Annotated in this window: 25 protein-coding genes and 3 tRNA genes; 17 read left to right on the top strand and 11 right to left on the bottom strand. The window is 50.6% G+C overall.

Annotation, left to right across the window (positions count from 1 at the left end):
- Positions 1 to 3 precede the first annotated feature (3 nt).
- The 4 genes from ACCI49_RS10440 to hemA are packed head-to-tail and all read right to left on the bottom strand — an operon-like array spanning position 4 to position 4,202.
- Positions 4 to 909, bottom strand: coding sequence for a cation diffusion facilitator family transporter (locus ACCI49_RS10440; RefSeq protein ID WP_371838903.1), 906 nt, complete (start codon positions 907 to 909; stop codon positions 4 to 6).
- Between the two features lie 56 nt (positions 910 to 965).
- Positions 966 to 1,793, bottom strand: a complete 828-nt coding sequence (gene prmC, locus ACCI49_RS10435; RefSeq protein WP_371838902.1) for a peptide chain release factor N(5)-glutamine methyltransferase — start codon at positions 1,791 to 1,793, stop codon at positions 966 to 968.
- A gap of 52 nt (positions 1,794 to 1,845) precedes the next feature.
- Positions 1,846 to 2,928 carry a peptide chain release factor 1 gene (gene prfA / locus ACCI49_RS10430; RefSeq protein WP_371838901.1) on the bottom strand — a complete coding sequence of 361 codons (1,083 nt, stop codon included), beginning with the start codon at positions 2,926 to 2,928 and terminating at the stop codon, positions 1,846 to 1,848.
- Complete coding sequence (gene hemA, locus ACCI49_RS10425) at positions 2,925 to 4,202, bottom strand: glutamyl-tRNA reductase (protein ID WP_371838900.1); 1,278 nt, start codon at positions 4,200 to 4,202, stop codon at positions 2,925 to 2,927. Before hemA ends, prfA begins: the two co-directional genes overlap by 4 nt.
- A 235-nt stretch (positions 4,203 to 4,437) precedes the next feature.
- On the opposite strand from hemA, the gene ACCI49_RS10420 reads away from it, so the two are divergent.
- From ACCI49_RS10420 to ACCI49_RS10370, 11 genes are all read left to right on the top strand, one after another.
- Positions 4,438 to 6,231, top strand: a complete 1,794-nt coding sequence (locus ACCI49_RS10420; protein ID WP_371838899.1) for a tetratricopeptide repeat protein — start codon at positions 4,438 to 4,440, stop codon at positions 6,229 to 6,231.
- Positions 6,215 to 6,856, top strand: coding sequence for a lipoprotein insertase outer membrane protein LolB (gene lolB, locus ACCI49_RS10415; RefSeq protein ID WP_371838898.1), 642 nt, complete (start codon positions 6,215 to 6,217; stop codon positions 6,854 to 6,856). Before ACCI49_RS10420 ends, lolB begins: the two co-directional genes overlap by 17 nt.
- 64 nt (positions 6,857 to 6,920) lie before the next feature.
- A complete protein-coding gene (ispE, locus tag ACCI49_RS10410; RefSeq protein WP_371838897.1) occupies positions 6,921 to 7,823 on the top strand; it encodes a 4-(cytidine 5'-diphospho)-2-C-methyl-D-erythritol kinase in 903 nt (300 codons plus the stop codon).
- Positions 7,824 to 7,833: 10 nt separating this feature from the next.
- Positions 7,834 to 7,908: transfer RNA gene (locus ACCI49_RS10405), tRNA-Gln, on the top strand.
- A gap of 357 nt (positions 7,909 to 8,265) precedes the next feature.
- Entirely contained in the window at positions 8,266 to 9,195 is a 930-nt protein-coding gene (locus ACCI49_RS10400) for a ribose-phosphate pyrophosphokinase (RefSeq protein ID WP_371838951.1), read from the top strand.
- Positions 9,196 to 9,397: 202 nt separating this feature from the next.
- On the top strand, positions 9,398 to 10,018 hold the full coding sequence (locus ACCI49_RS10395) for a 50S ribosomal protein L25/general stress protein Ctc (RefSeq protein ID WP_371838896.1): 621 nt from the start codon (positions 9,398 to 9,400) through the stop codon (positions 10,016 to 10,018).
- 5 nt (positions 10,019 to 10,023) lie between these two features.
- Complete coding sequence (gene pth / locus ACCI49_RS10390) at positions 10,024 to 10,620, top strand: aminoacyl-tRNA hydrolase (RefSeq protein WP_371838895.1); 597 nt, start codon at positions 10,024 to 10,026, stop codon at positions 10,618 to 10,620.
- A 205-nt stretch (positions 10,621 to 10,825) separates the two neighbouring features.
- Complete coding sequence (ychF, locus tag ACCI49_RS10385; protein WP_371838894.1) at positions 10,826 to 11,917, top strand: redox-regulated ATPase YchF; 1,092 nt, start codon at positions 10,826 to 10,828, stop codon at positions 11,915 to 11,917.
- Between the two features lie 63 nt (positions 11,918 to 11,980).
- Positions 11,981 to 12,937, top strand: coding sequence for a DMT family transporter (locus ACCI49_RS10380; protein ID WP_371838893.1), 957 nt, complete (start codon positions 11,981 to 11,983; stop codon positions 12,935 to 12,937).
- Between the two features lie 88 nt (positions 12,938 to 13,025).
- A tRNA-Met gene (locus ACCI49_RS10375) sits at positions 13,026 to 13,102 on the top strand.
- Positions 13,103 to 13,141: 39 nt separating this feature from the next.
- Positions 13,142 to 13,216 (top strand) — tRNA-Gln (locus tag ACCI49_RS10370).
- A gap of 119 nt (positions 13,217 to 13,335) precedes the next feature.
- Here ACCI49_RS10370 and ACCI49_RS10365 read toward each other — a convergent pair.
- From ACCI49_RS10365 to ACCI49_RS10340, 6 genes are all read right to left on the bottom strand, one after another.
- Complete coding sequence (locus ACCI49_RS10365) at positions 13,336 to 14,409, bottom strand: sulfite exporter TauE/SafE family protein (protein ID WP_371838892.1); 1,074 nt, start codon at positions 14,407 to 14,409, stop codon at positions 13,336 to 13,338.
- Positions 14,410 to 14,561: 152 nt separating this feature from the next.
- On the bottom strand, positions 14,562 to 15,269 hold the full coding sequence (locus tag ACCI49_RS10360) for a SapC family protein (protein ID WP_371838891.1): 708 nt from the start codon (positions 15,267 to 15,269) through the stop codon (positions 14,562 to 14,564).
- Positions 15,270 to 15,687: 418 nt separating this feature from the next.
- The gene (locus tag ACCI49_RS10355; RefSeq protein WP_371838890.1) at positions 15,688 to 17,064 is read right to left on the bottom strand and encodes a S41 family peptidase; all 1,377 of its coding nucleotides are present in this window, start codon (positions 17,062 to 17,064) and stop codon (positions 15,688 to 15,690) included.
- 292 nt (positions 17,065 to 17,356) lie between these two features.
- A complete protein-coding gene (locus ACCI49_RS10350) occupies positions 17,357 to 17,692 on the bottom strand; it encodes an alpha/beta fold hydrolase (protein ID WP_371838889.1) in 336 nt (111 codons plus the stop codon).
- Between the two features lie 6 nt (positions 17,693 to 17,698).
- On the bottom strand, positions 17,699 to 17,995 hold the full coding sequence (locus ACCI49_RS10345) for an alpha/beta fold hydrolase (RefSeq protein WP_371838888.1): 297 nt from the start codon (positions 17,993 to 17,995) through the stop codon (positions 17,699 to 17,701).
- Between the two features lie 50 nt (positions 17,996 to 18,045).
- Complete coding sequence (locus ACCI49_RS10340) at positions 18,046 to 19,227, bottom strand: MFS transporter (RefSeq protein WP_371838887.1); 1,182 nt, start codon at positions 19,225 to 19,227, stop codon at positions 18,046 to 18,048.
- A 776-nt stretch (positions 19,228 to 20,003) separates the two neighbouring features.
- Here ACCI49_RS10340 and ACCI49_RS10335 point away from each other — a divergent pair.
- Together ACCI49_RS10335 and ACCI49_RS25135 are read left to right on the top strand one after the other, a co-directional pair.
- On the top strand, positions 20,004 to 20,855 hold the full coding sequence (locus ACCI49_RS10335) for a Vgb family protein (protein WP_371838886.1): 852 nt from the start codon (positions 20,004 to 20,006) through the stop codon (positions 20,853 to 20,855).
- Between the two features lie 304 nt (positions 20,856 to 21,159).
- Positions 21,160 to 21,285, top strand: coding sequence for a phenolic acid decarboxylase (locus ACCI49_RS25135; protein WP_503629703.1), 126 nt, complete (start codon positions 21,160 to 21,162; stop codon positions 21,283 to 21,285).
- A 233-nt stretch (positions 21,286 to 21,518) separates the two neighbouring features.
- On the opposite strand, the gene ACCI49_RS10330 is transcribed toward ACCI49_RS25135, so the two are convergent.
- Complete coding sequence (locus ACCI49_RS10330) at positions 21,519 to 22,346, bottom strand: SDR family NAD(P)-dependent oxidoreductase (protein ID WP_371838885.1); 828 nt, start codon at positions 22,344 to 22,346, stop codon at positions 21,519 to 21,521.
- A gap of 500 nt (positions 22,347 to 22,846) precedes the next feature.
- Between ACCI49_RS10330 and ACCI49_RS10325 the strand changes: the two genes are divergently transcribed.
- The 4 genes from ACCI49_RS10325 to ACCI49_RS25130 form a co-directional block, all read left to right on the top strand.
- Positions 22,847 to 23,062: a hypothetical protein gene (locus ACCI49_RS10325; RefSeq protein WP_371838884.1), complete on the top strand. Its 216-nt coding sequence runs from the start codon at positions 22,847 to 22,849 to the stop codon at positions 23,060 to 23,062.
- Complete coding sequence (locus tag ACCI49_RS10320) at positions 23,055 to 23,288, top strand: tetratricopeptide repeat protein (protein ID WP_371838883.1); 234 nt, start codon at positions 23,055 to 23,057, stop codon at positions 23,286 to 23,288. Before ACCI49_RS10325 ends, ACCI49_RS10320 begins: the two co-directional genes overlap by 8 nt.
- 117 nt (positions 23,289 to 23,405) lie before the next feature.
- Complete coding sequence (locus ACCI49_RS10315) at positions 23,406 to 24,482, top strand: S41 family peptidase (RefSeq protein ID WP_371838882.1); 1,077 nt, start codon at positions 23,406 to 23,408, stop codon at positions 24,480 to 24,482.
- A gap of 56 nt (positions 24,483 to 24,538) precedes the next feature.
- On the top strand, positions 24,539 to 24,634 hold a 96-nt coding region (locus tag ACCI49_RS25130; protein WP_503629704.1), incomplete at its 3' end, for a transposase DNA-binding-containing protein.

Genomic DNA, 24,634 nt, shown 5'->3' with positions numbered 1-24,634 from the left:
CGATTATCCTGGACCGCTCACCTTATCTATAACCCTGAGCCTGACTTGCTCAATAGGCTCCGGCTGCAGGGTGATATGATCAATACCAAAGCGCTTGATCAGGGTTTCCCTCAAGCGCTCCAATACCGCCGGCCAGGCGTGCAGATCATCCACTACAATATGCGCTGACAGGGAGATAGTGCTGGAGTCCAGGCGCCAGATATGCAGATCGTGTACCGAGCGCACACCGGTAATCCCCGCCAGGGTTTCTCCCACTACCGGCAAACTCAACTCCCTCGGTACCCGCTCCATTAACACATCCACCGCATCGCGCAGCAGGCGCACACAGGAAATCAGAATCAAAAAGCAGATAAGCAGGGACAAAAGAGGATCGATAGGTACCCAACCAGTGAAATAAATCACGGCCCCTGATGCAAGTGCCGCGATGGAGCCCAGCATATCCCCCATCACATGCAGAAGTGCACCGCGAATATTGAGGGTACGCTCTCCTCGCAACAATACCCAAGCCGCCAGGATATTTATGAGTAAACCCACTGCTGCTATCAGCATCACGGTGCTACCGTGCACTGGCTGAGGGTTGCGCAGGCGATTGATTGCCATAAAGGAAATTCCCACAACAATCAGTAGCATGATGAGAGCGTTGGTTACCGCAGCCAGCACCTCTGCACGCCCCCAGCCAAAAGATAATTCACGGTCCGCCGGCTTCTTTGCCAGCATTGCGGCAATGGCACCGAGCGCCAAAGCAAAAGTATCCGTGAGCATATGTGCGGCATCCCCGAGTAATGCCAGAGAGCCCGATAACCACCCACCAATGGCCTCGACAACTGAAAAGCTCAGCGTAAGGATCAAGGCGATAAGTAGTGGACGCAAGGCGCCGTTGCCATTGCGGTGGTGGACATGATCGTGCATAAACTCCCTCCCTCTCAGTCCTCCAGGGTATTTTTCTATCTACTGTTGGGCCACAGTTATTTGCGCCCCAGCGTTAATCTCTCCCAGCCGGAATAATCCCTTCGACTCTCCACTGCCCGGTAACCCGCCGCAGTAAAAATCCCCCGTACAGATTCTGCCTGCTGCCAACCATGCTCCACCAGTAGCCAACCGCTGTCCTCCAGGTATTCACCGGCCTGAACGGCAATCTGCTCTATATCCGCAAGCCCCCCCCGGTCAGCCACCAGTGCGGTATGCGGCTCGAAGCGTACATCACCCTCACTCAAGTGCGGATCGGCCGCGTCGATATACGGGGGGTTACTGACAATCAGGGAAAAACGCTGGGGTGGCAACTGCGCAAACCAGTCACTCTCAAGCACTTGAACATTGGTGAACCCGAGGCGCTTCCGATTTTCTTCTGCCAGTGCCAGTGCTTTCTTAGATTTTTCCGCGGCCACAATATGCCAACTGGGTTTTTCCGAGGCCAGGGCAAAAGCAATAGCTCCAGTCCCTGTCCCCAGGTCGAGGGCGTGCAACCCTTCCTGAGGACAGAGAGTCAAGGCAACTTCCACCAACAACTCAGTATCCGGGCGGGGAATTAAGGTGGAGGGATCGACTTTTAAAGTCAGCGACCAAAATTCCCGCTCTCCAGTCAGATGTGCCACCGGCTCGCCGTTTTTACGCCGCTCTAGAAGCGCATCAAATTCGCTCTGCTCAGCGACTGAAAGCTCATATTCCGGCCAGGTGTAAAGCCAGGTGCGCTCGCGCCCGAGAATGTGGGCGAGCAGCACCTCCACATCGAGACGCGCCGATTCACTGCCGACCAATTCGATACTGCGAGCGACATTTACCTTGACGCTGGTCATTGGGAAATATTACCTGTGGTGACACCGCCGACTTCGGCGCACAAAGTCACAATTACTGGCCCATAGCCGCCAGCTGATCTGCCTGGTGTTCAGTGCGCAGCGGCTCAATCACCTCTTCCAGGGCCCCCTGCATCACCTCATCCAGTTTATAAAGGGTCAGACCGATACGGTGGTCGGTCACCCGCCCCTGGGGGTAGTTGTAAGTACGAATACGCTCAGAGCGGTCGCCGCTTCCCACCAGGCTTCTGCGTGCATCGGAAATTTCCTGTGCCGCTGCCGCTTCCTGTGCACTGGACAGCTTGGCCTGCAACAGCGCCATCGCTTTGGCCTTGTTTTTATGCTGGGAACGCTCATCCTGGCACTCCACCACAATCCCCGTGGGAATATGGGTGAGGCGCACGGCAGAATCAGTTTTGTTGACGTGCTGGCCACCGGCACCAGAGGCGCGATAAGTATCCACGCGCAGATCGGCCTTGTTGACCTCAATGGCATCGCGCTCATCGGGCTCTGGCATCACCGCTACGGTGCAGGCGGAAGTATGGATACGCCCCTGAGATTCGGTTTCCGGTACTCGCTGCACGCGGTGAGCACCAGATTCGAATTTGAGCTTGGCGTACACATCTTCACCGGCCACTCGAGTAATAATTTCCTTGAAGCCACCGTGCTCCCCAGCATTCTCACTGACAATCTCCATGCGCCAACCTTGTTTCTCCGCGTAGCGGGAATACATGCGAAACAGATCACCAGAGAAAATAGCCGCCTCATCACCGCCGGTGCCAGCGCGGATTTCCAGGAAGACATTCTTGCGGTCATTGGGGTCGCGGGGCAGCAGTAAAGTCTGCAATTCACGTTCCAGCGGCTCTAGCTGTGCCTCTGCTTCACGCAGTTCCTCCTGGGCCATTTCGCGCATTTCCGGGTCGCTCTCGTTGAGCATTTCCTGCGCTTCGACCATATCCTCCTTCAGCTGTTTGTAGCGGCTGTAGCATTTGACGACTTCCTCCAGCTCTGAGTACTCCCGCGACAATTCGCGAAACTGATCCTGGTCGGAGATCACACTGGCATCGCCGAGCAGTGCGGACACTTCCTCGTGGCGCTCCTGCAAATTTTCCAGTTTGTTCAGTAGTGATTCTTTCATCTGTCTTTTTTCTCTGATTCGATAGCAGCGAGATCGTCCAATCCGACGACTTCACGGGCGATACGCAGTCGCTCCAGGTCGCCCTCAGCCGTCGCTTTCTTGAGGCTGATCGTGGGCGCATGGATTAGTTTATTGGTCAGTGAACGGGCCAGCTGCTCCATCAGGCGGCGCGGATCGTCACCCTTATCCAGTTGCAACAGCACCCGCTCCAGCTCGGTGCCGCTGATCTGCTGGGCGCGCTGCCGGTAGCTGCGAATGGTATCCACCGCGCCAAGCGCACGACTTTCTTTAGTAAATTCCACCGCCGCGGCATCGACAATCTCCCTGGCCGCCTCCGCCGCCCTCTCCCGAGAGCGCATACCCTCGTCGATCACACCGCGCAGGTCGTCAACGGTGTACAGGTAGACATCGTCAAGCCTGCCGACTTGGGACTCAATATCCCGCGGCACTGCGATATCCACCATAAACATCGGGCTATGGCGACGCTTGCGCAGCGCCGATTCCACCGCGCCCTTACCCAAAATCGGCAGTTGGCTGGCGGTGGAACTGATCACGATATCTGCGCGATGCAGATGCCCGGGAATATCGGCAAGCAGAATGGCCTCTGCGCCAAAATCTTCAGCGAGTAACTGTGCGCGACTCAAGGTACGATTGGCCACAATCAGCTGTTTTATACCCTGCTCCAGCAGGTGACGCGCCACCAGTTCCACGGTCTCACCCGCGCCGATCAGCAGTGCAGTTTGCTTTTTCAGGTCAGTAAAAATGCGCGAAGCCAGATTTACCGCAGCAAAGGCCACAGATACAGGATTTTCGCCGATAGCCGTTTCGGTGCGCACCTTTTTCGCCACCGTGAATACCCGCTGGAAAACCCGGTGTAGCTCACTGCCGACACTGCCGGACTCCCGTGCCACCGCATAGGCAGACTTAATCTGCCCGAGAATTTGCGGTTCCCCCAGAACCAATGAATCAAGGCCACAGGCAACACTCATCATATGGCGCACCGCCTCCTCTCCGTTGAGGATATAGCTGCACCCCCGCAGCTGCTCTAGTGGCACCTGATGATATTCCGCCAACCACTGCAGCAATGGCTCCGCTTCCACATTCCCGTAGAGTTCGGTGCGGTTACAGGTGGAGAGAATTGCGAGTTCCCGGCAATTGAGTGCCTTGCGCGCATCCCCCAGGGCACCGGGCATCACCTCGGGTGCGAAAGCGACCCGCTCACGCACCTCAATAGGTGCGCTGTCGTGGTTAATCCCCAGGGTAACAATTGGCATAGAGTTCCGTCGGCGTTAAATCTAGAAGTACATCATCCGCATTGGGGGCGCATTTTCACGGGCTGCCGCTTTGCTTGCAAGGTCGGGAGGCGGTTTAATTGCGCGCTGATTTGACCTGGACGACCGGGACCCCACGTCCAGAAGCGGATTCGCGACTAGAATTATATGGCGATAATCGTTAAAACACGCGACTCGTACACCGCTTACGCGCAGCAGCAACGTATGGACACGATCTATGCTCCCACCCCGACAATCTGATTCAAACCGCAATGCCATTACCCCGCTGCTCCTGTCCCTCTACCTGCTGTTATCAGCCTGTGCAGAGGTACAACCCCTGGAAACGGCCACAGAAGAGTCCCCGCCATTGGCTAAAAGCCCAATAGAGAACACCGCCAGCAAACCACAAGAGGGGGAGCCACGAGCCTTTCCCATCGACACCTTTTACTCATTGCTGGTGGCGGAGGTGGCCGGTATCCGCGAGCAGTATGATGTGGCCCTGGCCAACTACTACCACCAGGCGGAGGTCACCAAAGATGCCGGTGTTGCCGCGCGGGCCACACGTATCGCCCGCTTCCTAAATGCCCGCCAGGCCGCTCTGCGTTCGGCCCAATTGTGGGTCAACCTGGAGCCGAAAAATGCCAGTGCCCAGCTGGCACTGACCGCGGAGCTGACCCTGGCGGGGGATATTCCAAATGCCCTGGCCCATGCAGAGGAAGCTCTCAAATTGGGTGGCAAGGCGCCGCTACAATCTCTCGCCGCCACCGCTATTGGCCACGAAAAACTCAACGAACAGATCAGCGCAGAATTTGCCCGCCTGGCAGAAACCTACCCCGGAAACGATGAGGTAACCCTGGCCCACGCGATGGTGCTGCGCGCCGAAAAACAATTTAAGCCCGCCCTGACATTGGTCCGCCGTATTCAGGAAAACCATCCCGACCAACTGGATGCGCCACTTTTGCAAAGCCACCTGCTCGTGGACCTCGGTAAGCGCCGCGAGGCCATTGAACTACTGGAGAAATTGGTCAGTGTATACCCCAATGAAACCCGTCTGCGCCTACAGTATGCACGCCTGTTAATTCGTGAGGATCTTGCACTGGCGCGCCAGCAATTTGCCGAGCTGGTCAATCAGCGCCCCGAGGATGGCAATCTGATTCTATCACTGGCTTTAATCCACTATGAAACCAACCAGATAGATGCCGCCAAACCCCTTTTCAGTAAACTGCTAGCACTGAAACAACACCAGTCAGCCGCACATTTTTACCTGGGCGGTGTTGCGGAGAAGCAGGGAGAAATCACCACGGCTGTGACGCACTTCCGGCAAGTGGAACCCGGTAATGATTACGTGGAGGCGATTACCAAGGGTACTAAATTGCTCGCCGCCAATGCCCTGCACGACGAAAACGAACAGTGGTTTACCCAACTCCGTCAACAGCACCCAAAACAGGAAGAACATTTTTATCTGATGGAGGTCGAACTGCTGCGTAAAAATGACGAGCCACAGAGAGCCTTGAAAAAGGTCGAGCAAGGACTTCTGGCAATGAGTCACAGTGGCCGCTTGATGTACACCCGCGCATTACTCAACGACCAACTCGGTAACGGCTCAGCTTTTGAACGGGATCTGCGTATCTTGCTTGAGCGCGACCCAGAGAATGCGACAGTGCTGAACGCCCTGGGTTATAAGCTGATCGATGATGATTCACGCCGCGAAGAGGCATTCGAATTAATCAGTAAAGCGTTGCAACTAGAACCCGAAGACCCGGCAATTATCGACAGCATGGGCTGGGTACAGTACCGTCTCGGTAATTACGCTGCCGCGGAAAAATATTTGCGCCAGGCTATGGAAAAATTACCCGATCATGAAATTGCCGCTCACCTGGGGGAAGTACTTTGGGTGCAGGGAAATCGTGAAGAAGCTCTCAAAGTCTGGAATGACGGGCTGAAGATCAACCCGCAGAGCAAGATTATTCCCGCTGCAATGAAACGTCTGCAAATCAAAGAGTCAATGGAACAGCATGCATCCGACAACTGAAGTTTCCATCAACCGCAAATTTTATTTTTTACTGGTAGCCGCATTCGCCCTGCTGGTCTCGGCCTGTGCCGGACAAAAGCCCAAGGAGCAGCCAGCCCCGGAGACTCCAGCGGAAGTTGCAGTTCCCACATCGGTAGCCCAACTGCAACAGTGGACCATCAAAGGCAAGCTCGGGGTCCGCTCCCCGGCCGACAGCGGCAGCGCCAACCTGACATGGCAGCAGAGTGGCGCGCAGAATTTTCGGATTCATTTGAGTGGCCCACTCGGTGCCGGCACCACAGTTATTACCGGCTCCTCCGGCGGCGTCAGCCTGGTACGCGGCAGTGAGCCTCCAGTTATCGCGAGGGACGCTGCGCAACTTACCCAGCAGACTTTGGGATGGCCGCTGCCCGCCAATGAAATGTTTTATTGGGTACGTGGCCTGCCCGCCCCAGGCCCCAAGGGTGCAGAGAGACACAATGGTCAAGGCCAACTGCAGAGCCTGCAACAATCAGGTTGGTCCCTGAGCTTCAGCGATTATCGTCAGAACGGCCCTTACACCCTACCCACTCGTATCAAGGCACTGACCAACGCCGCCGCCGGGCCGGTAAACGTAACCCTGGTTATCAAGGAGTGGGGTTTTTAAATGCCGAAAAGACAGCATAAGGGTATCATTGACCAACAAGAGTTAACCGGCCCGATCATCCCGTATGCTGAAGTTGCCTGCCCCCGCAAAACTTAACCTGATTCTGCGTATACTCGGCCGTCGCCCTGACGGCTATCACGAGCTCCAAACCCTTTTTCAATTACTCGATTACGGTGATTCCTTGGAATTTTCCGCACGAGCGGATGGAATCATCAGCCTGGATGCTGGCAACCTGGATGTTCCCGAGCGGGATAACCTGGTCTACCGGGCCGCACAGCTGTTACGACAAGAAGCTCAATTCGCAGACAATATATCGCCGGGTGCTCACATCCGGCTGATCAAAAAATTACCATGCGGTGGCGGTATCGGCGGCGGCAGCAGCGATGCCGCCACTACATTGCTGGGCCTTAACTACCTGTGGCGCTGCAACCTGCCCATTAATACTCTGGCTGAGCTGGGCCGACAGCTCGGCGCAGACATTCCAGTTTTTGTGCGGGGTCGCACAGCCTGGGCCGAGGGCGTTGGGGACAAGTTAACCCCTGTCGCCACAGAAAAACGCCGCTACCTGGTAGTAGCACCTGGTTGCGAAGTGAGCACTGCAAAAATTTTTCGCGATTCGCGTTTGACAAGAGATTCCGTCGCAATTACATTAGCGGCCCTTCGCGAGGGGCAGCTCACAGAGACGCCAATAAGCAGTGAAAAACTGGAGGCTTTTTCCAGTAACGACTGCCAGGCACTGGTTGAGAGTCTCTACCCTGAAGTTCGCAATGCCAGAGAATGGTTGCAACAATTTGCACCAGCACATCTCACCGGCACTGGAGGTTGTATTTTTGCAGCCTTCCAAAGCGAGCAAGCAGCCGATACGGCACTTGCCGAGCTACCGCGAAAATGGCAGGGTTTTGTAGCGAACGGTGTGCAGATTTCGCCGGTGCACCAACAGCTCGCGAAATTAACCTCAAGCGATTGAGGAAAAATACTGGGGCGTAGCCAAGCGGTAAGGCAGCGGGTTTTGATCCCGTCATGCGAAGGTTCGAATCCTTCCGCCCCAGCCATTTTCTTTTATACGCAGTGGCACTATCAAAAACCGGTTCCGACATGTTTCAGTCGACACTGACCCAGCCGGCCCAGGCCACCCGTAGTGGGCTTGAAGAAGCCCTCCCCCGAATACAGAAACTTGTCGAACACAGTTTTGCATGCAGGATTCTGACGGCGACCCGGAGGCTCTCCGAAAATCAAAGTAACCACCTAGGTGACCGAGGACGGCCAGCAAATTATTCCGCTTCGCCTTCCTTTTTATCACCCTACATAAAAGTGGTGCTATCGCATCCTGACCGCTAGCGGAAATTGCAGGCATCTACACTTCAAATCACTTCAAGACAGAATTAAAGGAACTCGCAGTGGCTGACTTAATGGTCTTTACCGGCAACGCAAACCCGGAACTGGCACAGAAAATTGTCGACCATATGGCGATCCCCCTGGGCGAAGCCATGGTTAAGCGCTTCTCCGACGGCGAGATTGCAGTTGAAATTACCGATAACGTGCGCGGCCGCGACGTTTTCGTGGTGCAATCCACCTGCCAGCCCACCAACGGCAACCTGATGGAGCTAATCCTGCTGGTAGATGCCTTGCGTCGTGCCTCTGCTGGTCGCGTTACCGCAGTAGTCCCCTACTTCGGCTACGCACGTCAGGATCGCCGCGTAAGATCCCAGCGTGTGCCTATTTCAGCAAAAGTAGTTGCCGATATGATGGTGAGTGTGGGCATCGACCGCGTACTGACTGTTGACCTGCACGCTGAACAGATCCAGGGCTTCTTCGATGTACCCGTAGACAACGTATATGGCTCCTCTGTACTGCTCGACGAAATCGAGCGCCAGAAGTACCAGAACCTGGTAGTAGTATCCCCGGACATCGGCGGTGTTGTGCGCGCTCGCGCAGTGGCCAAGAGCCTCGACTGTGAGCTGGCTATCATCGACAAACGCCGCCCGGCTGCTAACGTTGCAGAAGTGATGAACATCATTGGTGAAGTCAGTGGCCGCACCTGCCTGTTGGTAGACGACATGGTCGACACCGCCGGCACCCTGTGCAATGCCGCCAACGCTCTGAAAGAGCACGGTGCCGAGAAGGTGGTTGCCTACTGTACTCACCCGGTACTGTCCGGCAATGCCATCAGCAACTTGAACAACTCTGTACTGGACGAGCTGGTAGTGACCGACTCCATTCCCCTGGGTGACAAGATGGAGAAGGCCCCAAAGATTCGCCAGCTAACCCTGTCCGCCATGCTGGCCGAATCCATGCGTCGCATCAGCAATGAGGAATCCCTCTCCGCGATGTTCCGTTAAGGCCGGGATGGGAATGCACACCAAATAAAAGGCAAAGTGCCCCGCCATGCGGGGCACTTTGCCTTTGGCTCCGATTCCCGTAGAATACGCGCCCGCCCGGCACTGCCGGGCGATTACTTTTGGGCCCAACAGCCCAATTTACACAAACGCCAGAGTGGTCCGGTCGCAGGTCTCTCTGGACAGACAACCTGAGGTTTAACCCATGTCTGATATCAAACTGAACGCCATTGTCCGCAGCGATGAAGGGAAAGGTGCGAGCCGCCGCCTGCGTCGCCTGGAAGGCCGTGTACCCGGCATCGTTTACGGTGGTGAAGCTGAGCCGCAGTCCGTATCCCTGCTGCAAAAAGACCTGTTCAAGGCCCTGGAAAATGAAGCATTCTTCTCTTCCATGCTGACCGTGGACATCGATGGCAAAGAAGAGAAAGTGATCCTGCGCGATCTGCAGCGTCACCCAGCCAAGCAGCTGCTTCTGCACATCGACTTCCAGCGCGTTTCCGCCAACACCAAGGTACACGTTAAAGTGCCTCTGCACTTCCTCAACGAAGACACCTGCAAAGGCGTTAAAGCCGGCGGCATCGTTTCCCACACCCTGACCGAGCTGGAAGTAAATGCTCCTGCCGGCAAGCTGCCCGAGTTCATCGAAGTGGACCTGGCAGATCTGGAGCTGGACGGCATTCTGCACATCTCCGACCTGAAACTGCCTGAAGGTGTTGAGTCTGTAGCCCTGAGTCACGGCGAAGACCACAACCTGGTTGTAGCTTCTATTCACAAGCCTCGCGGTGCTGTTGAAGCTGAAGCCGAAGCTGGCGAAGGCGAAGAGTAATCGCCTTGGCTGTGGCACCGGATACCCCGATCCAGTTGATTGTCGGCCTGGGAAACCCCGGACCGGAATACGACCGGACACGGCACAACGCCGGTGCCGACTTTGTTGTCGAGCTGGCCCGACAACATGGTACCCAGCTCAATCAGGACGGCAAATACCACGGCCTCACAGGCCGTGTGCGGATCGGCAGCCAGGAAATCCGGCTGCTGATTCCCACCACCTATATGAATCGCAGTGGCCAGTCTGTCGGCCCGCTGGCGAACTTCTTCAAAATTCCCCCGGAAGCCATACTGGTTGCTCACGATGAGCTGGACCTAGCCCCCGGTATTGCGCGCCTCAAAGCCGGCGGCGGTCACGGCGGACACAATGGCCTGAGGGATATCATTGCCGCACTGGGCAACAACCGGAACTTTATGCGCTTGCGACTCGGCATCGGCCACCCCGGCAGTGCAAGCGACGTATCCCGGTTTGTACTCCAGCGAGCCCCTAGGGCAGAACAGGAAACACTGGCTGATGCCATCGATCGCTCGATCGACGTACTGCCCACCGCCGCCACTGGCGACTGGGGCGCAGCCATGAAAACGCTGCACACCGCCAAATAGATCCGCCCGGGTAGCTTGCCTTTTGCCCCGGAAATCTCGATAGTGTGCTGCGCCAAATTGCCGGTATTTTCCCGGCTGGCCCGGATCATTCGGTGGCCGCGCTACCCAGCCTGCCCAGACTTCCGCCAGCGCAATCACTACCGGACATCAAACGCAATTAGCAGAGTGCGCGCTTCGCGCCTCAGGCAAACGGAAAAATATCACCATGGGTTTTACTTGCGGTATTGTCGGCCTGCCTAACGTGGGCAAATCCACCTTATTTAACGCACTGACCAAGGCGGGCATCGATGCAGAGAACTTCCCTTTCTGTACTATTGAGCCCAATGCCGGCGTAGTGCCGGTACCGGACACCCGCCTCGACAAGCTGGCGGAAATCGTTAAGCCACAGAAAGTTATTCCGACCACGATGGAGTTCACCGACATCGCCGGTCTGGTAGCGGGCGCCTCCAAGGGCGAAGGCCTGGGCAATAAATTTCTCGCCAATATCCGCGAGACCGATGCCATCGCCCACGTTGTACGTTGCTTTGAAGATGACAACGTAATCCACGTGGCCAACCAGGTGCACCCTGTTGCTGACATTGAGGTGATTAACACCGAACTGGCCCTCGCCGACCTGGATACCGTTGAAAAAGCTCTGCAGCGCTTTACCCGCGCCGCTAAAGGCCAGGATAAGCACGCTATCAAGATGAAAGCGCTACTGGAGAAAATCCAGCCGCACCTGGATGAAGCCAAACCACTGCGCTCCTTCGGCCTGTCCGAAGATGAGCTGGCAGACTTGCGCGAGCTGAGCCTGCTTACCGTCAAACCCACCATGTACATCGCCAACGTGGACGAGGACGGCTTCGAGAACAATCCGCACCTAGATGCTGTCGCCGCCATCGCCGCTGAAGAGAACGCCGTGCTAGTGCCGATCTGCAATAAGTTAGAAGCGGAAATCGCCGAGCTGGATGATGATGAAAGACAGGAATTCCTGGAAGAGCTGGGCATGGAAGAGCCGGGGCTGAACCGCGTGATCCGCGCCGGCTACCAGCTGCTGGGCCTGCACACCTACTTCACCGCTGGGGTTAAAGAGGTGCGCGCCTGGACCATTCCGCTGGGAGCTACCGCGCCGAATGCGGCGGGCAAGATCCATACTGACTTCGAAAAGGGCTTTATCCGCGCGGAAGTGGTCAGCTATAGCGATTTTATCAACAACAATGGTGAGGCTGGCGCAAAGGAATCCGGCAAATGGAGACTGGAAGGCAAAGATTACATTGTTGCCGATGGTGACGTGATCCACTTCCGCTTTAACGTCTAATACCCTCTCTCTTTTTTTCACCTCCCCGTTGGCGGGGAGGCTTTTCCCATCAGCGTAGAAACCATGGCGCAATCAAACTGGAAGGTGGGCCTGCCTCTGGCCCTGGTCACTGTCTTTATGTGGGCGATACTGCCCATTGCCCTTAAAGGGCTGCTGGAACACATCAGCCCTGGCACCGCAACCTGGTATCGGTTTGCCGGCGCGGCACTGCTTGCTGGCCTCTACTACGGCCAGGCACGGCAGTTACAAATCGGCCCCCTGTTTAGCCGCCGGCTCCTGCCATTGACGCTGCTCGCTGTTACTGGCCTCCTGATAAACTATCTCGCCTACGCCAGCGGGCTGGATTACATCACCCCAGGTGCCGCGCAAGTCGTAATCCAACTGGCGCCACTGCTACTGCTCATTTCCAGTGTGCTGTGGTTGGGGGAGCGCTTCTCCCCACGTCAATGGGGTGGTGTGGTGCTGGTAGTGAGCGGCTTGCTGCTGTTCTTTAACCAGCGCCTGGGCGAGTTTACCAGCGGTGCCGGTGGCGATTATCTACTGGGTCTCGGCTATATCCTGATCGCCGCCGTCACCTGGGCTGTGTACGGCTTCTTTCAGAAAAAGATTTTGAGAAGTGCCACTCCCCAGAATCTGCTGGTAGTGATTTATATCGCCGGCACCCTGTGCTTCCTGCCAATGGCTGACCCGTTGAAGGTGATCCATCTCGGCTGGCTCGAGTGGGCACTACTGGCGTTCCTTACCGCCAACACCCTGATCGCCTACGGTGCCTTTAGCAAGGCCATGGTTTACTGGGAAGCATCCAGCGTTAGCGCTACCCTAGCTCTGGTACCCGTAATCACCCTGATGTTCAGTACCTTGATCAGCAGTATCTGGCCGAATTACATCGTGGTGGAGCCACTCAACTGGATTAGCTGGACAGGCGCAGCCGCCGTGGTCGTCGGTTCCGCTCTCGCTGCCATCAGTTCCAGGCGCGGTTTCAGCCCGCCTCGGGACGCGGGCAAAAAAATCGCTAACTAACTGAAAAGAATACAAAAAAAATGTTGACACACCCGGCGCATCGACTGATAATGCGCGCCCTCGGTAAGGCCGAGACAACAAAAGAAATGGCAAGGTAGCTCAGCCGGTTAGAGCGCAGCACTCATAATGCTGAGGTCGGGAGTTCGAGTCTCCCCCTTGCTACCATTTCAAAGCACAGAGACTATTCTTTGTGAACCTTGAAACTGGGGCGTAGCCAAGCGGTAAGGCAGCGGGTTTTGATCCCGTCATGCGAAGGTTCGAATCCTTCCGCCCCAGCCATCTTCCCGAATTTATCCCGCAGGCCCGATTCAGGGCAGCACTCCAGAAGATCAATACTCCGATTCCTCGGCCCACCTCTGCATGCCCCTATCTCACTAATTTAACTGCTTTAGGAGCAACTACTTAAGCCCCTGTATCAGCACCGAATCAGCTTTTGAGGAGCCACACTCACTAGCGAGATTCTGGCTATCACCCGATACCTGTCTGCTTTTTTCCCGGCGTAAACCCAGCGCCCGCAACCACTCAAAACCTGCCAGGCAGAGCAGTAGCGCCAGCAGCACCAGCGAACCGCCGTAGCCGCTCAAAGCCTCCCCCTCAGAGATACAGGTCCATACGAGCTGCACGACGCACAGGAAGGCCACGATTAGAAGCGTAGGTTTACGTCCAATCAGGCTCACCACAAAGACACCCAGAGGCGCCCCCAGGGCCACTACCGGCGCCGCTGCCAACCAATTACCAAATACCCCCGGCTGCCAGTCACCGGCCAAAGACTTCACCAACACGCCAAGCACGGAGCAAAATGCCATAATCACTACCGAAGTGGGAATAGCCACTTTGAGATCCACACGACTCAGCAGCACTAAAGCTGCATAGATCAACATATCTATACCCACGCCAGTTACCGCGACCACACAAAAACCCGCAAAGGCTCCCAATAGCAAGCCAACCCGGAAGTCTGTTGGGCACTGCGGATCACCCTTATGCTCACAATCAGTGATTTCACTAAGCCGGTACAGGTGGAAAATACCAAAACTGCCCCAGAGCACAGCAAAAGACAACTTTACCCACAATTCCGGAATCAGAGGGGCAAAAAGCAGGATACCCGTGGGTGTAGCTAACAAAGCCCCCAGGAAAGCCCCACGCAACATCGCCCAAGCCAGTTGCTGACGCCGACAAAAAATAAAAAGGCTAGCGCTAACCATACCGATGGACTGCACCGCAAAACTGAAATCACGGCCGAGGCTGGCCGGCATATCGAACACCAGCACCAATACGGGAAATCCAACGGTACCACCACCCATCGGTGTAGAACCGGCGGCATAGCTACCGAGCGCCATGGCCAGTGCCATAGACCAGTTTTCCAAAGCCAAGGCCAAGTTATTGCCCTGAAAAATCAGGAGCAACCACACCATATAAAACAACACCAACCAGGCAAACCAATAGCGGAGAGAGAGCCGCGCTAGGTATTTCATCTTATTATTCGCGAGCTAAAACGTCAGAGGGAGCTAATAGTGGTATGACAGAGAGAAGGGATCAAGATGGGATACAGAATGCTGATAACTGTATCCCGAAAACCAGAAAAAGGCAGGTCGCCCGACAACCACAGTTACCGGGCGGAAAAGGATCAGTTCAGACGCTTCCTGCGGATCAAGTTTTGTACCTGCATGGAAGACATCATGGAAGCGTAGATCGCCGGCAGAGCACCGCGCTTGCGCAACTCCAGGAAATCCTCATCGGATAGCTTATTCAACTTTTCTTCATCAACTACGAAGAAGCCGGTCAGATCATAGGGCTTGTCATCGTCGTTGACACGCAGAGTCAGCTTCTTCTGGGTGAACAGATCCTTGGATACCAGGAACTCAATGAACGACTCGGTAACCGCTACGCGCTGAGCAGTTTCAACCACCGCCTGGGCGCGGTTTTTCAAATAATCGGTCTGTTCGCCTTCACCATCGAACAGTGGCTCTCCTTCGGATTCACTCAGCATCTTGGATTCCTCATCAATACAGAGCACCGCCTGGTCGTCGTTTTCCGGGTTCTTAACCAGTACAAACGGATAAGTACGAACCTGCAACGGAACATAGCTGCCATTCCAACCGTCAGCACCGGAGAAAAGGTTCTCACCGGGACGCAGGCCAGTCAGTGCAACAACCTTGAACTGGTCAGTGTTCTGGTCTTTTACGAACAGGATCGGGTAGCTCTGGGCCGCCTGCACAATCTCCTGAACCACCAACGGCAGAATGTGGTTACCGCTTACATGGTCAAAAGTGATGTCCTGGGTCAGTTTCAGGTTGGCATGGGCCTTTTTATCCAAAGCTTTGATCTGTGCCATAAGTACAACTCCTAGCTACTTTTATAGTGACTTAATTTTCAGAGATACCCTAACGTACCACTTTATTGGCGTATTAACGATAACAAGAGCTTTCCTGCCGTCGCCGGAAACCAAGGCCAGCATTAAACAGGTAAGTGGGCCAGCAGGCAAACAAAGCCTGTTGTAAATGCCTTAAAGCAAAAACTAATCGATTATAGAGACAGTTTTCAAGACAACAGTACCAATAGTGGCTTCAGCCGCCCATAGAAACGGGAAATAACCAATAATGGCACCTTCTGATAAAAGCCCCTGTTGCAGGCACCTTCAAAATCTATGACGCACAGTATGCACAACAGCAATGGGCTCCCTTAAATACATGGGAGGACCCTGACCGGCGAACGGAATCGATAATCGCAAGCCGGCCCATATCAGGAAGGAATTAAAGCTTAGCCCTAAGCTCGTTCAGCGCTCTGTCGAGTACTTCATCCTTATCAGAGCGCAATGTAGCCAGCGTACTCTCAACCAGGATATCCGGCTTAATACCATAACCAACGAACTCCCTGCCATCGGGGAAGGTATCCCGCTTGGTACACACCCTGAAAGTACCGCCCCCAGGAAGGTCTACGAACATAGGTTGCCCCGTGCTGCCATAAGTTGGCTCACCCACAGTAGTAAAATGTTCGAGAGAATCTGCATATACTAGGAAGTCCTCAGCTGCTGAAACGGTATTTCGGCCGATCAACACATAGGTTGGCACTATGTGGTTACTATCCGATTTGGGCTCAACTATATCCTCGGGGTCTTCACCAAACTCCCACATAGTGCCTTCTGCATAGGGGCGATACTTCTCAAATTGCTCGAACTGATTGGCAAATGATCCCAAAGCTTTATAAGCCGCAATATGTTTGGGAGTTTTCCAAACAGAACCCTGTAAAATACGATCAGCCAAGTAAGAGATTATCTCTCCGGCATAAGCAGAGCTACCTCCAGTATTAAAGCGCAGATCAATAATCAACCCTTTGGACTTAACAATCTCATCGTAGTGAGATTTAAACTGATCAATAATCGCCCGATCGTGAAAACCATTTAGAGCCATATAGCCGATGTCACTTTCCAACCATTTAAACTCAAAAAGTTCACCATTGGAGGCAGGCTGCTTAATAGACGTATATTCAACCTCCCTACCACGGGCATCCCGTTTAACCTGAACCTCTTTCACTTTGCCGTCTGGAGTCTCAATAGAGAATTCTGCCATGGTATCCGGTTTACCACCCAAGGCATCCCGAACCGCAATACTCCAGAGAATATGCTGGGTCGAGCTGGCAATATAAGGCATTACCTGCTCCTTTAAATAGGCTTGTAGATCCTGCCCATTTACCGAAACGACAACAGAGCCCAGTGGAATCACGGACTCCAACCCCTTCTCAACCCCCGTAACTATTGCTTGATGGCCAGCTTCGGCCAAGCGAACAGCAGGCCAATCCAGGTACTTGGCTGACATACCTTTGGGGTAATAAATATTGGTATGGCCATCCTGCAGGAGTGCATTAAGCCGCTTTAGCTCACGATAATACTCATAAGTGTTTTCTGTAGCCAAAACCCGCGGAATAAATTCCTGATACCTTGCATCAAAGTCAAGATCTGGAACTTGATCGAAGAAAGCAAAATTGTAACTGACCTCCTTCCAAAACAAAGAAAGACCGTATAACTTTTCTTCATCAGATAAGTTCTCGGGCACTATATCAACACTATCTGCATAGGTAGTGCTCGCTGAGGCCGCCACAATAGAAAATGCTAGAACTATTTTTTTTAGCATAATATACATCCTAAAACCAAGGTGCCTCATACTACAGATTTAAATGAGATAGATAACTCAGCCCACCTTAGAAAATGAACATTTTATCGAGAATAGTTAGCCTCAAGCGTAGCTACTTCACTTTCATTCTTGTGGGTAGGCCTTTAGAGTAAGTGCCAATACTTCTTTCACCACCATTTCGGGCTCATCATTTTGAGGATAGTGAAAGCTCTTCTCAGTCAAAACAGCTTTACCTCGTGGAAACGCTTTGGCCCAATTTGAATGTAACTCTCCCCACATATCTCTGAGCTCATCAGTAAAGAAAAGGAGGATTGTCATACTTTTCAATTGAGGCAGTTACTGTGACGGGGATATCGGAAATTTTTGGGTAGTCAGGTAAAGGGTGTTTAGACCAAAAATCCAGGTACTGATTCGACATGCCGCCCTTCATATCATCCAGTTTCACCTGAGCAATCTGCTTTTCTGACAACTCCAAATTCAGCAATCGCATAATATCCACATCATGCTCAGAAGAAGGCTCTATCAGCATCAACGCTGCCATTCTTTCAGGGTACCATGCGGCAAAAATGCGGGCTACATGAGCACCATAGGAGTGCGCAATATCAGTAACTTTCTCTTTAACCCCCAAAGCCGCCTATAAAGCCTTGGCCCCTTGAGCATAATCCTCAGAGCTAAAATGCTTCTTAATGGCCGTTGATTTTCCGTTGCCGACACGAGAATAACGTATTACTCGTGCATGCTTCGCCAAGTCGTCATAGATGGAATTCCAATCTTGCATCCCGGCCGAACCCCCGGCTTCGAAAAACAAGGTGGCCTCACCAGAGCCTTTGATCTCATATTCAATATGATATTCACCAACAGAGATTGTCTCTGAATTCACAAATGCACTTAGCGGCAGAGTAAATATCATTATTAAGAGAGCTACACGCATATAGAATTCCTATTTATTAAAATTCCCGACCTAGAATTGGTAGGGGGCTGCTAAGTTGCAGCCACCCCCTGCCCCAGGCGCGCTTCATTGCCTGGTCCAGGTTGCTCCGGCACTAGTTGGGCCAAGCCAAGAGAGACCAGAGCCATCAAAGATCCGGCAAAGAACACCATAGCAGGAGAGGTTAGCCAGAGCAGGCCGAATAGAACAGGAATAATAACCGCTGCAACGTGATTAATAGTGAAACTAACACCCGCAGATGCGGCGATATCACACTCATCCACAATCTTTTGGAAGTAAGTTTTGATTGCAATGGCCATAGAGAAGAACAGATGATCAATAATATAGAGCGCCGCAGCTACTATCGCACTCTCCACTAAAGCATAACCGGCAAAAACCAGTATCAAACCGATATATTCCAAAGTAAGGATACGGCGCTCTCCGAACCTTACGATAAACTGACCGATTTTTGGCGCGATATATAAATTGAGCAGGTGGTTTACTGTATAGAGCGCAGCGATTTCCCCCACACTATAACCAAATTTTTCCACCATCAGGAAGCCCGCAAATACAATAAAGATTTGCCGTCGAGCCCCGCTCATCATGGTTAATGCATAATAGAGCCAATAGCGTTTCCGTAAAACCAGCTGCTTGCGCTGACTGTGGGGCTGGGGAAACTGCGGAAATAGTATCCAGGCCATTAAGGCGATTATTACCGTGGTACCGCCACCGATTAGGTAAACCCAGTAATAATCCAAATGAACCAAATTCATTAATCCCCAGACCAATCCATACGCCAATAATGCTGCCAACGAACCAGCAGCCGCCATACGCCCCATCCAAATCGCTGCAGTATTTTTAGGAAACCATTGTAATGCCAGTGAAGTCTGCAAAGTTTCATAGAAGTGAAAGCCCGTGGACATTAACAGCGTCGTTAGCAGTAACCCGGTAAGAGATGGAAAGAATCCCGTTAGCATGACTCCAAGACCAGTTGCAATTAGGGAGAGTAATGCTAAACGCTGCTCCTGAATCAACAACAATACAAAGATCACTAGGAATGCAAGAAAACCGGGAATTTCCCGAACACTCTGCAAAATACCTATTTCCACACCTGTAAATGCGGCCTTTTCAATCACGAAATTATTAAGAAGCGTATTCCAAATAGAAAATGAGAGCGGCATCGAAGCTGCCAGAATGAGCAAAAGAACTTCCGGTCGGCGAAGAATTTGTAGCATGGGTAGGCTCCTACAGCAGATCGAGCAATATACGCCGTAAGTAACAAGATGTAAATTGAGCACTACTATGAGTACAAATTATTTCGAGCGATTCTCTATCTAGACGTTTTTACCCGGAACCAGTGACAATCTACATTCTTTTTTGTTGGAAGGAAATGCACAAAAAATTAGGCAATCCTTTTTAGACTACTTTTTTGAAACCGCCAATTCCCTGGCAAGGAACACTAATCGTATACTAGCTAACAGGATTTAAAGAGCATTCTTGTCGCCCGTTGATGGCAAATCTTTCAGATACTACTACAAAGTTGTTCAGGCTCCATAAGTCAAACTTAACTCTTTTGACTGTGAATAACTTGAGGAGCCTATTCTGATTCACCCTTAACTCAGAGGCCCACCTGATTCACCTTTAAGTAGCATGTATCCAGGTAAATAACCCCTATACCGAAAAGTGCTTCTAAATGAAAAGTAACCAGCCCTTAAGCTATGCTTTTCTCAACAGTTACAATACTGTCTGGTAACCACTATATCCATGCAGGGGATAAGCAGCCCTGACCAGACAATCATTGGCGGGTCATTCATTAATTAATCCAACTTGTTGGAGCTGGTAAATGTACGCTCACCCCAACTTATTCAGCACACTACTCCAAATTTTTCTCTGTATTGTTTGCTACATTCTTATACCGGTCCAGACTGTAGCACAAGAAGGAAGCTTACCTAGCCAGCTCACATTAAAAGAGTGGAAGGTGCCATGGGAGGGTCTCCCCAGAGACCCACATGTGGATACCAAGGAACGCGTCTGGTTTTGTGGTCAGGCCGGAAACTATATCGGCCGATTCATTCCGACCGATCAAAATTTCAAACAATATGAAGTGCCCGCTGGAACCCATCCCCACAACCTGATTGTGGATCAGCGAGATCAAGTTTGGTATGCGGGTAACCGAAATGCTCATATTGGACGTCTGGACCCCGAAACCGGAAAGATCCATCAATACCCAATGCCCAAAGGCGTTGACGATCCCCACACATTGGTTTTCAACCGGGAAGGTAATATCTGGTTTACCGCTCAGCAGAGTAATCGTATTGGTTTTTTGAATGTTAGTAACGGGGAGGTCAAGGTGGCTACCCCCCAAACTGCTGACGCCCGCCCGTATGGCATCAAGATTGATAAGCAAGATCGCCCCTGGATTGCCCTATTTGGCACCAACAAGCTAGCCTGGGTAGACCCGAAAACCATGATTGTAACCGAAGTGACCCTGCCCCGTTCCAATGCCCGCCCTCGCAGATTAGAAATCGACCCCTTCGACAATATCTGGTACGTGGATTATCCAGGGGGTTACTTGGGCCGCTACAAGCCTGAAATTAAAGAATTCAAAGAGTGGAAACTCCCTAGCGAAAGTCCACGCCCCTATGGTACCGCGCTGGACAATAAGGGGCGGCTCTGGGTGGCAGATACCGGATCAATTCCCAATACTATCTTTGCCTTTGATACGAAAACAGAGAAGTTCGTTAGTCAAACCACCGTTCCCAGCGGCGGAAACATTCGCTACATGTACTTTGATAACAAAAATGGAAGCTTTTGGTTTGGAGTCGATACTGGATTCTTAGATCAAGGAATCCCCAAGAATTGAACTCCTAAATGCTTAGCACCTGAAAAGAAGAAAATTATTGGCCCCACCTGGATATTTTAGAAGGATTATAATTGAATCACAACAAGCTCGACCGATAAATCGGATGCCAAAAAATAGCACTTCATGCCTGCTATTTCTAATCAGATAGATATTTCACATCTATTCAGACATACAAAAATTTGCCTCATTAGTTACAATTTTTGTAATTCATACAGCATTCATCACAGATGGATGTTATTTCAAAAGCAAAGATGAGCGTGATGAAGAGATGCTGAGGCTTTGTGAGAAAGTCCCTAAATGATCAATGCATATTGCTGAAAACACATTTACCAAAATAACTTTCATGGAAGATGTTGGCCCAGAGAGCAACGATATCATTACATGCCCATCAGATCAGCTTCCGGCTGGATATGCTAACCGAAAGCATTAACCATTTAAAATAAAATATCTATCAATAAAGCGCTAAAAATTATCTCTATAAATTGATCTCATCAAATATGTTTATTCTTGTTTGGCGGTTGCTTTATTCCTTTTAACTAGCATATTTATTAAAATTGGTGTTCCCACTGGATCTGGTAGAAAGCATCCGCAGTCGAGGACACAACCACAAACTATTTCAAAGCCTCATTTAGTTCGCTTAGCTGAAAACTATAGGTAGAATTTTCAAAGGTCAATAAGTGAATTATTTTTCACCATGGCTTCTGCCTGGCGGAGTGCGGTTTCAGCTACATAAGAATGGGAGAAAATCCAAAATTGATCTTGTTCAATTCCATCAATAATTATTCTAGCGGCTTCTTTGGGGGCCATACCTTCGGCAACAACCTGCTCAACTTTGGTTTTGAATTCTTTTAGAGACCCTGATTCACAGTGTTTACCAATCATCTCCTGCGGCTGATCTCGAGTATAATCAAGAATATTGGTTTTGACCGCACCAGGGCAAAATACTGAAGTTTTCACGGCTGATCTACTTGCACGAAGATCACGCTCCAAACTCTGCATCAAACCTATTACTCCAAACTTAGAAACATTGTAAGCGCCAATAAAGCCCATCCCATACAAGCCGGACTCTGATGCCACAGACAATATATACCCCTCCCCTTGATTTTCCATATGCGGCAGGATTACATGGACACCGCAAATAGGCCCCCATAGATTGACCGACAAGACCCACCGCCATTCTTCTATGGAAGTTTCTGCTACAGTTCCGAAAGGACCAACACCAGCAACATTGCCCAACAAATGTACTCGCCCAAATCGCTCAATAGCTTTATCTGAGATATTTTGTACATCCTCAAGTTTGGAGACGTCGGCCCGAACACAAAGACATTCAGCCCCATGCTCCAGGATCATTTTTTCGGTGGATTCGAGTCGGCTTAGGTTAAATCCCGCTAACACCAGCTTCATTCCCTTTTTGGCCAAGGCAATAGCCAGAGCTTGGCCAATTCCACTTCCAGCTCCAGTAATGACAGCCACTTTCCCAGATAAATTCACAGGACCTCCCATAAGTTACCAAAGTAATATTCCATTACTATGAACATTAGATCATATAAATACTGTCATATTCTCAAACACGGCTTATACAATAATATATTTAATAGCTAATTCTCGTCTAATTTACAAACGAAACCGCATCTGAGCTCGAACGAAGAGAAGCAAATACAACTTGGTGTGGATGGATGCCTGTGACAACCTGAAAAATTTCACAAAAGTTTCACGCTTCGACTACCAAGGTTGACCAATTATAGTAAGACTTTTATAAACTATTGGTACATATCCTTTAGCTTGCCTTTCACTTCCAAGGTCGTCTTTTATTGATTCCTAATGATTATCATTCGGCAAGCAGAACAAAATAAAATGAACGCGCACTCCTGATTAACGCCTCACATAAAAATCATTGCATGGTATCATATTTTACCGAATTATTCCATATGCTAAAATTACGGCACAAAATATAAGCACCTTATGTCACCTATATATAAGCATAAAGACTCATGAAAAAGATATTTATTGTCACTGCTATTAGCCTCACTTTTATAACCAGTCCCATCTTGGCCGACTCCAAATCAAATATGATGACTAATGAAGCAATTGACCGCTTTCCGTCAACGAAATTCCCTGAAAATGGCTATAAATATTTGGAAAAACGCACACAAGCTGTAGATTTCGCTAAAAACGGGGGAGTGGATAAAAGCGATTCCATTGCTTGAAAAATTAAGTGAGCAGTATAAAGATGATGGCGACATCTGGTTTTTACTAGGGCATGGCTACCTGCAAACTGATCAGTTTGAAAAAGCCATACCTGTATTACAGCAAACTTTAGAGCTGGGTACAATAATGACGGGCATCAAATCTGCCTCATCTCCATCAAACGACATCATGATTAAAATTGCTCAATGTTATTCCGCCATTGGTGAAAAACAACAAGCTTTCTAATGGATAAAAAAAGCACTTGATTTCCGCTGGGATGACAGAAAATCTCTTATAAATAACCCTAAATTTAAAAATATTTCCGGCGAGAAAACCTTTAAAGAACTTTCTGGTGAAGCATTATTGGAAGAACCAACTAGGAATGAGGGATGGACTAAAGACTTAAACTTCTTGCTCAGTGAAATAAAGCGACTTCATGTAGATCCCTACCATAAAACATCAGCTAAACAACTTGAAGAACATACAAAATTAATTGAGACCAACATTTCCAACTTAACGGACCAAGAAATTGTATTTGAATTTATGCAGTTATTGGCAAGTGTTGGCAATGGGCACAATTTTATCGTGCCGACTCAATCCCTAAAAGGCACCTTTAGCCAGCTACCCATTTATTTTTACTGGTTCAATGACGGCATATATATTGTTAGTGCTGATCAAAGTCATAAGCATCTAGTTGGCCGTAAAGTTATTTCAGTAGAGGGCCTACCTATAAACTTTGTAATGGAAAAAATCTCCAGCATAAACGCTAGAGATAATGAAATGCAACGGTACTGGCTTGCCCCCTTTTACTTATCCTTACCGGAAGTTCTCAAAGGCCTGGGCATTGCTGCAGACACAAACAATGTTAGCTTAACTCTAGCTGACGAAAATGGCAGCACTGAAAAGGTAGTATTACATGGTAACCCCTTTAGCTCTACAGGATTCCCCACTCTCCCAAAACTGGAAAGTAGTGAAAATCCATTATATTTAAAAAGAAAAAAGGAAAATTATTGGCAATTAAACAACAAGGAGGACAACTATCTATATATACAATTCAATACTGTTGCCCAGAAAAAGTCACAATCACTACAACAGTTTAGCAAAGAAATAAGAAAAACCATCAATCAAGACAAGATAGAAAATATTATACTTGATTTGCGTCATAACAGCGGTGGTAATGGTTCAATCCTACCCGCACTAACACGAACTCTAATTTATTTTTCAGAGAAAAATACAAAAAATAAGCTATTTGTGATAGTAGGTCGAAATACATTTTCAGCTGCTCACCTACTGCTCGCAGATCTAAATCGGTTAACCGATGCCATTATTGTAGGTAAACCAAGTGGAAGTAGACCAAACCACCTGGGTGAAGCTGGATGGTTTAAACTTCCACACAGTGGCGCTAAGTTTTATACACAAGTTTTTCCAGTTTTATTGTAAAAATCAATGAGTTACAGTTTTGGCATGGTAAGAGCTACAGATTTGGATGGGTAATTATGCAGGACTGGGTCATGGACGAAGTGAAAAACCAAGTTATGGGCGATGTACGATTGAATAAGCGATTGTCCAATATTCTTAGGAATTTAAGTTCC

The organism is Microbulbifer epialgicus, from assembly GCF_041447265.1.
Classification (GTDB): Bacteria; Pseudomonadota; Gammaproteobacteria; order Pseudomonadales; family Cellvibrionaceae; genus Microbulbifer; species Microbulbifer epialgicus.
The sequence above is the reverse complement of the archived record's forward strand: the minus strand, read 5'-3'. Positions and strand labels throughout refer to the sequence as shown.

Excerpts from the sequence above, each read along its gene's own strand:
- ACCI49_RS10440 (WP_371838903.1), bottom strand. The coding sequence starts at position 909 with ATGCACGATCATGTCCACCACCGCAATGGCAACGGCGCCTTGCGTCCA.
- prmC (WP_371838902.1), bottom strand. The coding sequence starts at position 1,793 with ATGACCAGCGTCAAGGTAAATGTCGCTCGCAGTATCGAATTGGTCGGC.
- prfA (WP_371838901.1), bottom strand. The coding sequence starts at position 2,928 with ATGAAAGAATCACTACTGAACAAACTGGAAAATTTGCAGGAGCGCCAC.
- hemA (WP_371838900.1), bottom strand. The coding sequence starts at position 4,202 with ATGCCAATTGTTACCCTGGGGATTAACCACGACAGCGCACCTATTGAG.
- ACCI49_RS10420 (WP_371838899.1), top strand. The coding sequence starts at position 4,438 with ATGCTCCCACCCCGACAATCTGATTCAAACCGCAATGCCATTACCCCG.
- lolB (WP_371838898.1), top strand. The coding sequence starts at position 6,215 with ATGCATCCGACAACTGAAGTTTCCATCAACCGCAAATTTTATTTTTTA.
- ispE (WP_371838897.1), top strand. The coding sequence starts at position 6,921 with ATGCTGAAGTTGCCTGCCCCCGCAAAACTTAACCTGATTCTGCGTATA.
- ACCI49_RS10400 (WP_371838951.1), top strand. The coding sequence starts at position 8,266 with ATGGTCTTTACCGGCAACGCAAACCCGGAACTGGCACAGAAAATTGTC.
- ACCI49_RS10395 (WP_371838896.1), top strand. The coding sequence starts at position 9,398 with ATGTCTGATATCAAACTGAACGCCATTGTCCGCAGCGATGAAGGGAAA.
- ychF (WP_371838894.1), top strand. The coding sequence starts at position 10,826 with ATGGGTTTTACTTGCGGTATTGTCGGCCTGCCTAACGTGGGCAAATCC.
- ACCI49_RS10380 (WP_371838893.1), top strand. The coding sequence starts at position 11,981 with ATGGCGCAATCAAACTGGAAGGTGGGCCTGCCTCTGGCCCTGGTCACT.
- ACCI49_RS10365 (WP_371838892.1), bottom strand. The coding sequence starts at position 14,409 with ATGAAATACCTAGCGCGGCTCTCTCTCCGCTATTGGTTTGCCTGGTTG.
- ACCI49_RS10360 (WP_371838891.1), bottom strand. The coding sequence starts at position 15,269 with ATGGCACAGATCAAAGCTTTGGATAAAAAGGCCCATGCCAACCTGAAA.
- ACCI49_RS10355 (WP_371838890.1), bottom strand. The coding sequence starts at position 17,064 with ATGCTAAAAAAAATAGTTCTAGCATTTTCTATTGTGGCGGCCTCAGCG.
- ACCI49_RS10345 (WP_371838888.1), bottom strand. The coding sequence starts at position 17,995 with ATGCGTGTAGCTCTCTTAATAATGATATTTACTCTGCCGCTAAGTGCA.
- ACCI49_RS10340 (WP_371838887.1), bottom strand. The coding sequence starts at position 19,227 with ATGCTACAAATTCTTCGCCGACCGGAAGTTCTTTTGCTCATTCTGGCA.
- ACCI49_RS25135 (WP_503629703.1), top strand. The coding sequence starts at position 21,160 with ATGCATATTGCTGAAAACACATTTACCAAAATAACTTTCATGGAAGAT.
- ACCI49_RS10325 (WP_371838884.1), top strand. The coding sequence starts at position 22,847 with ATGAAAAAGATATTTATTGTCACTGCTATTAGCCTCACTTTTATAACC.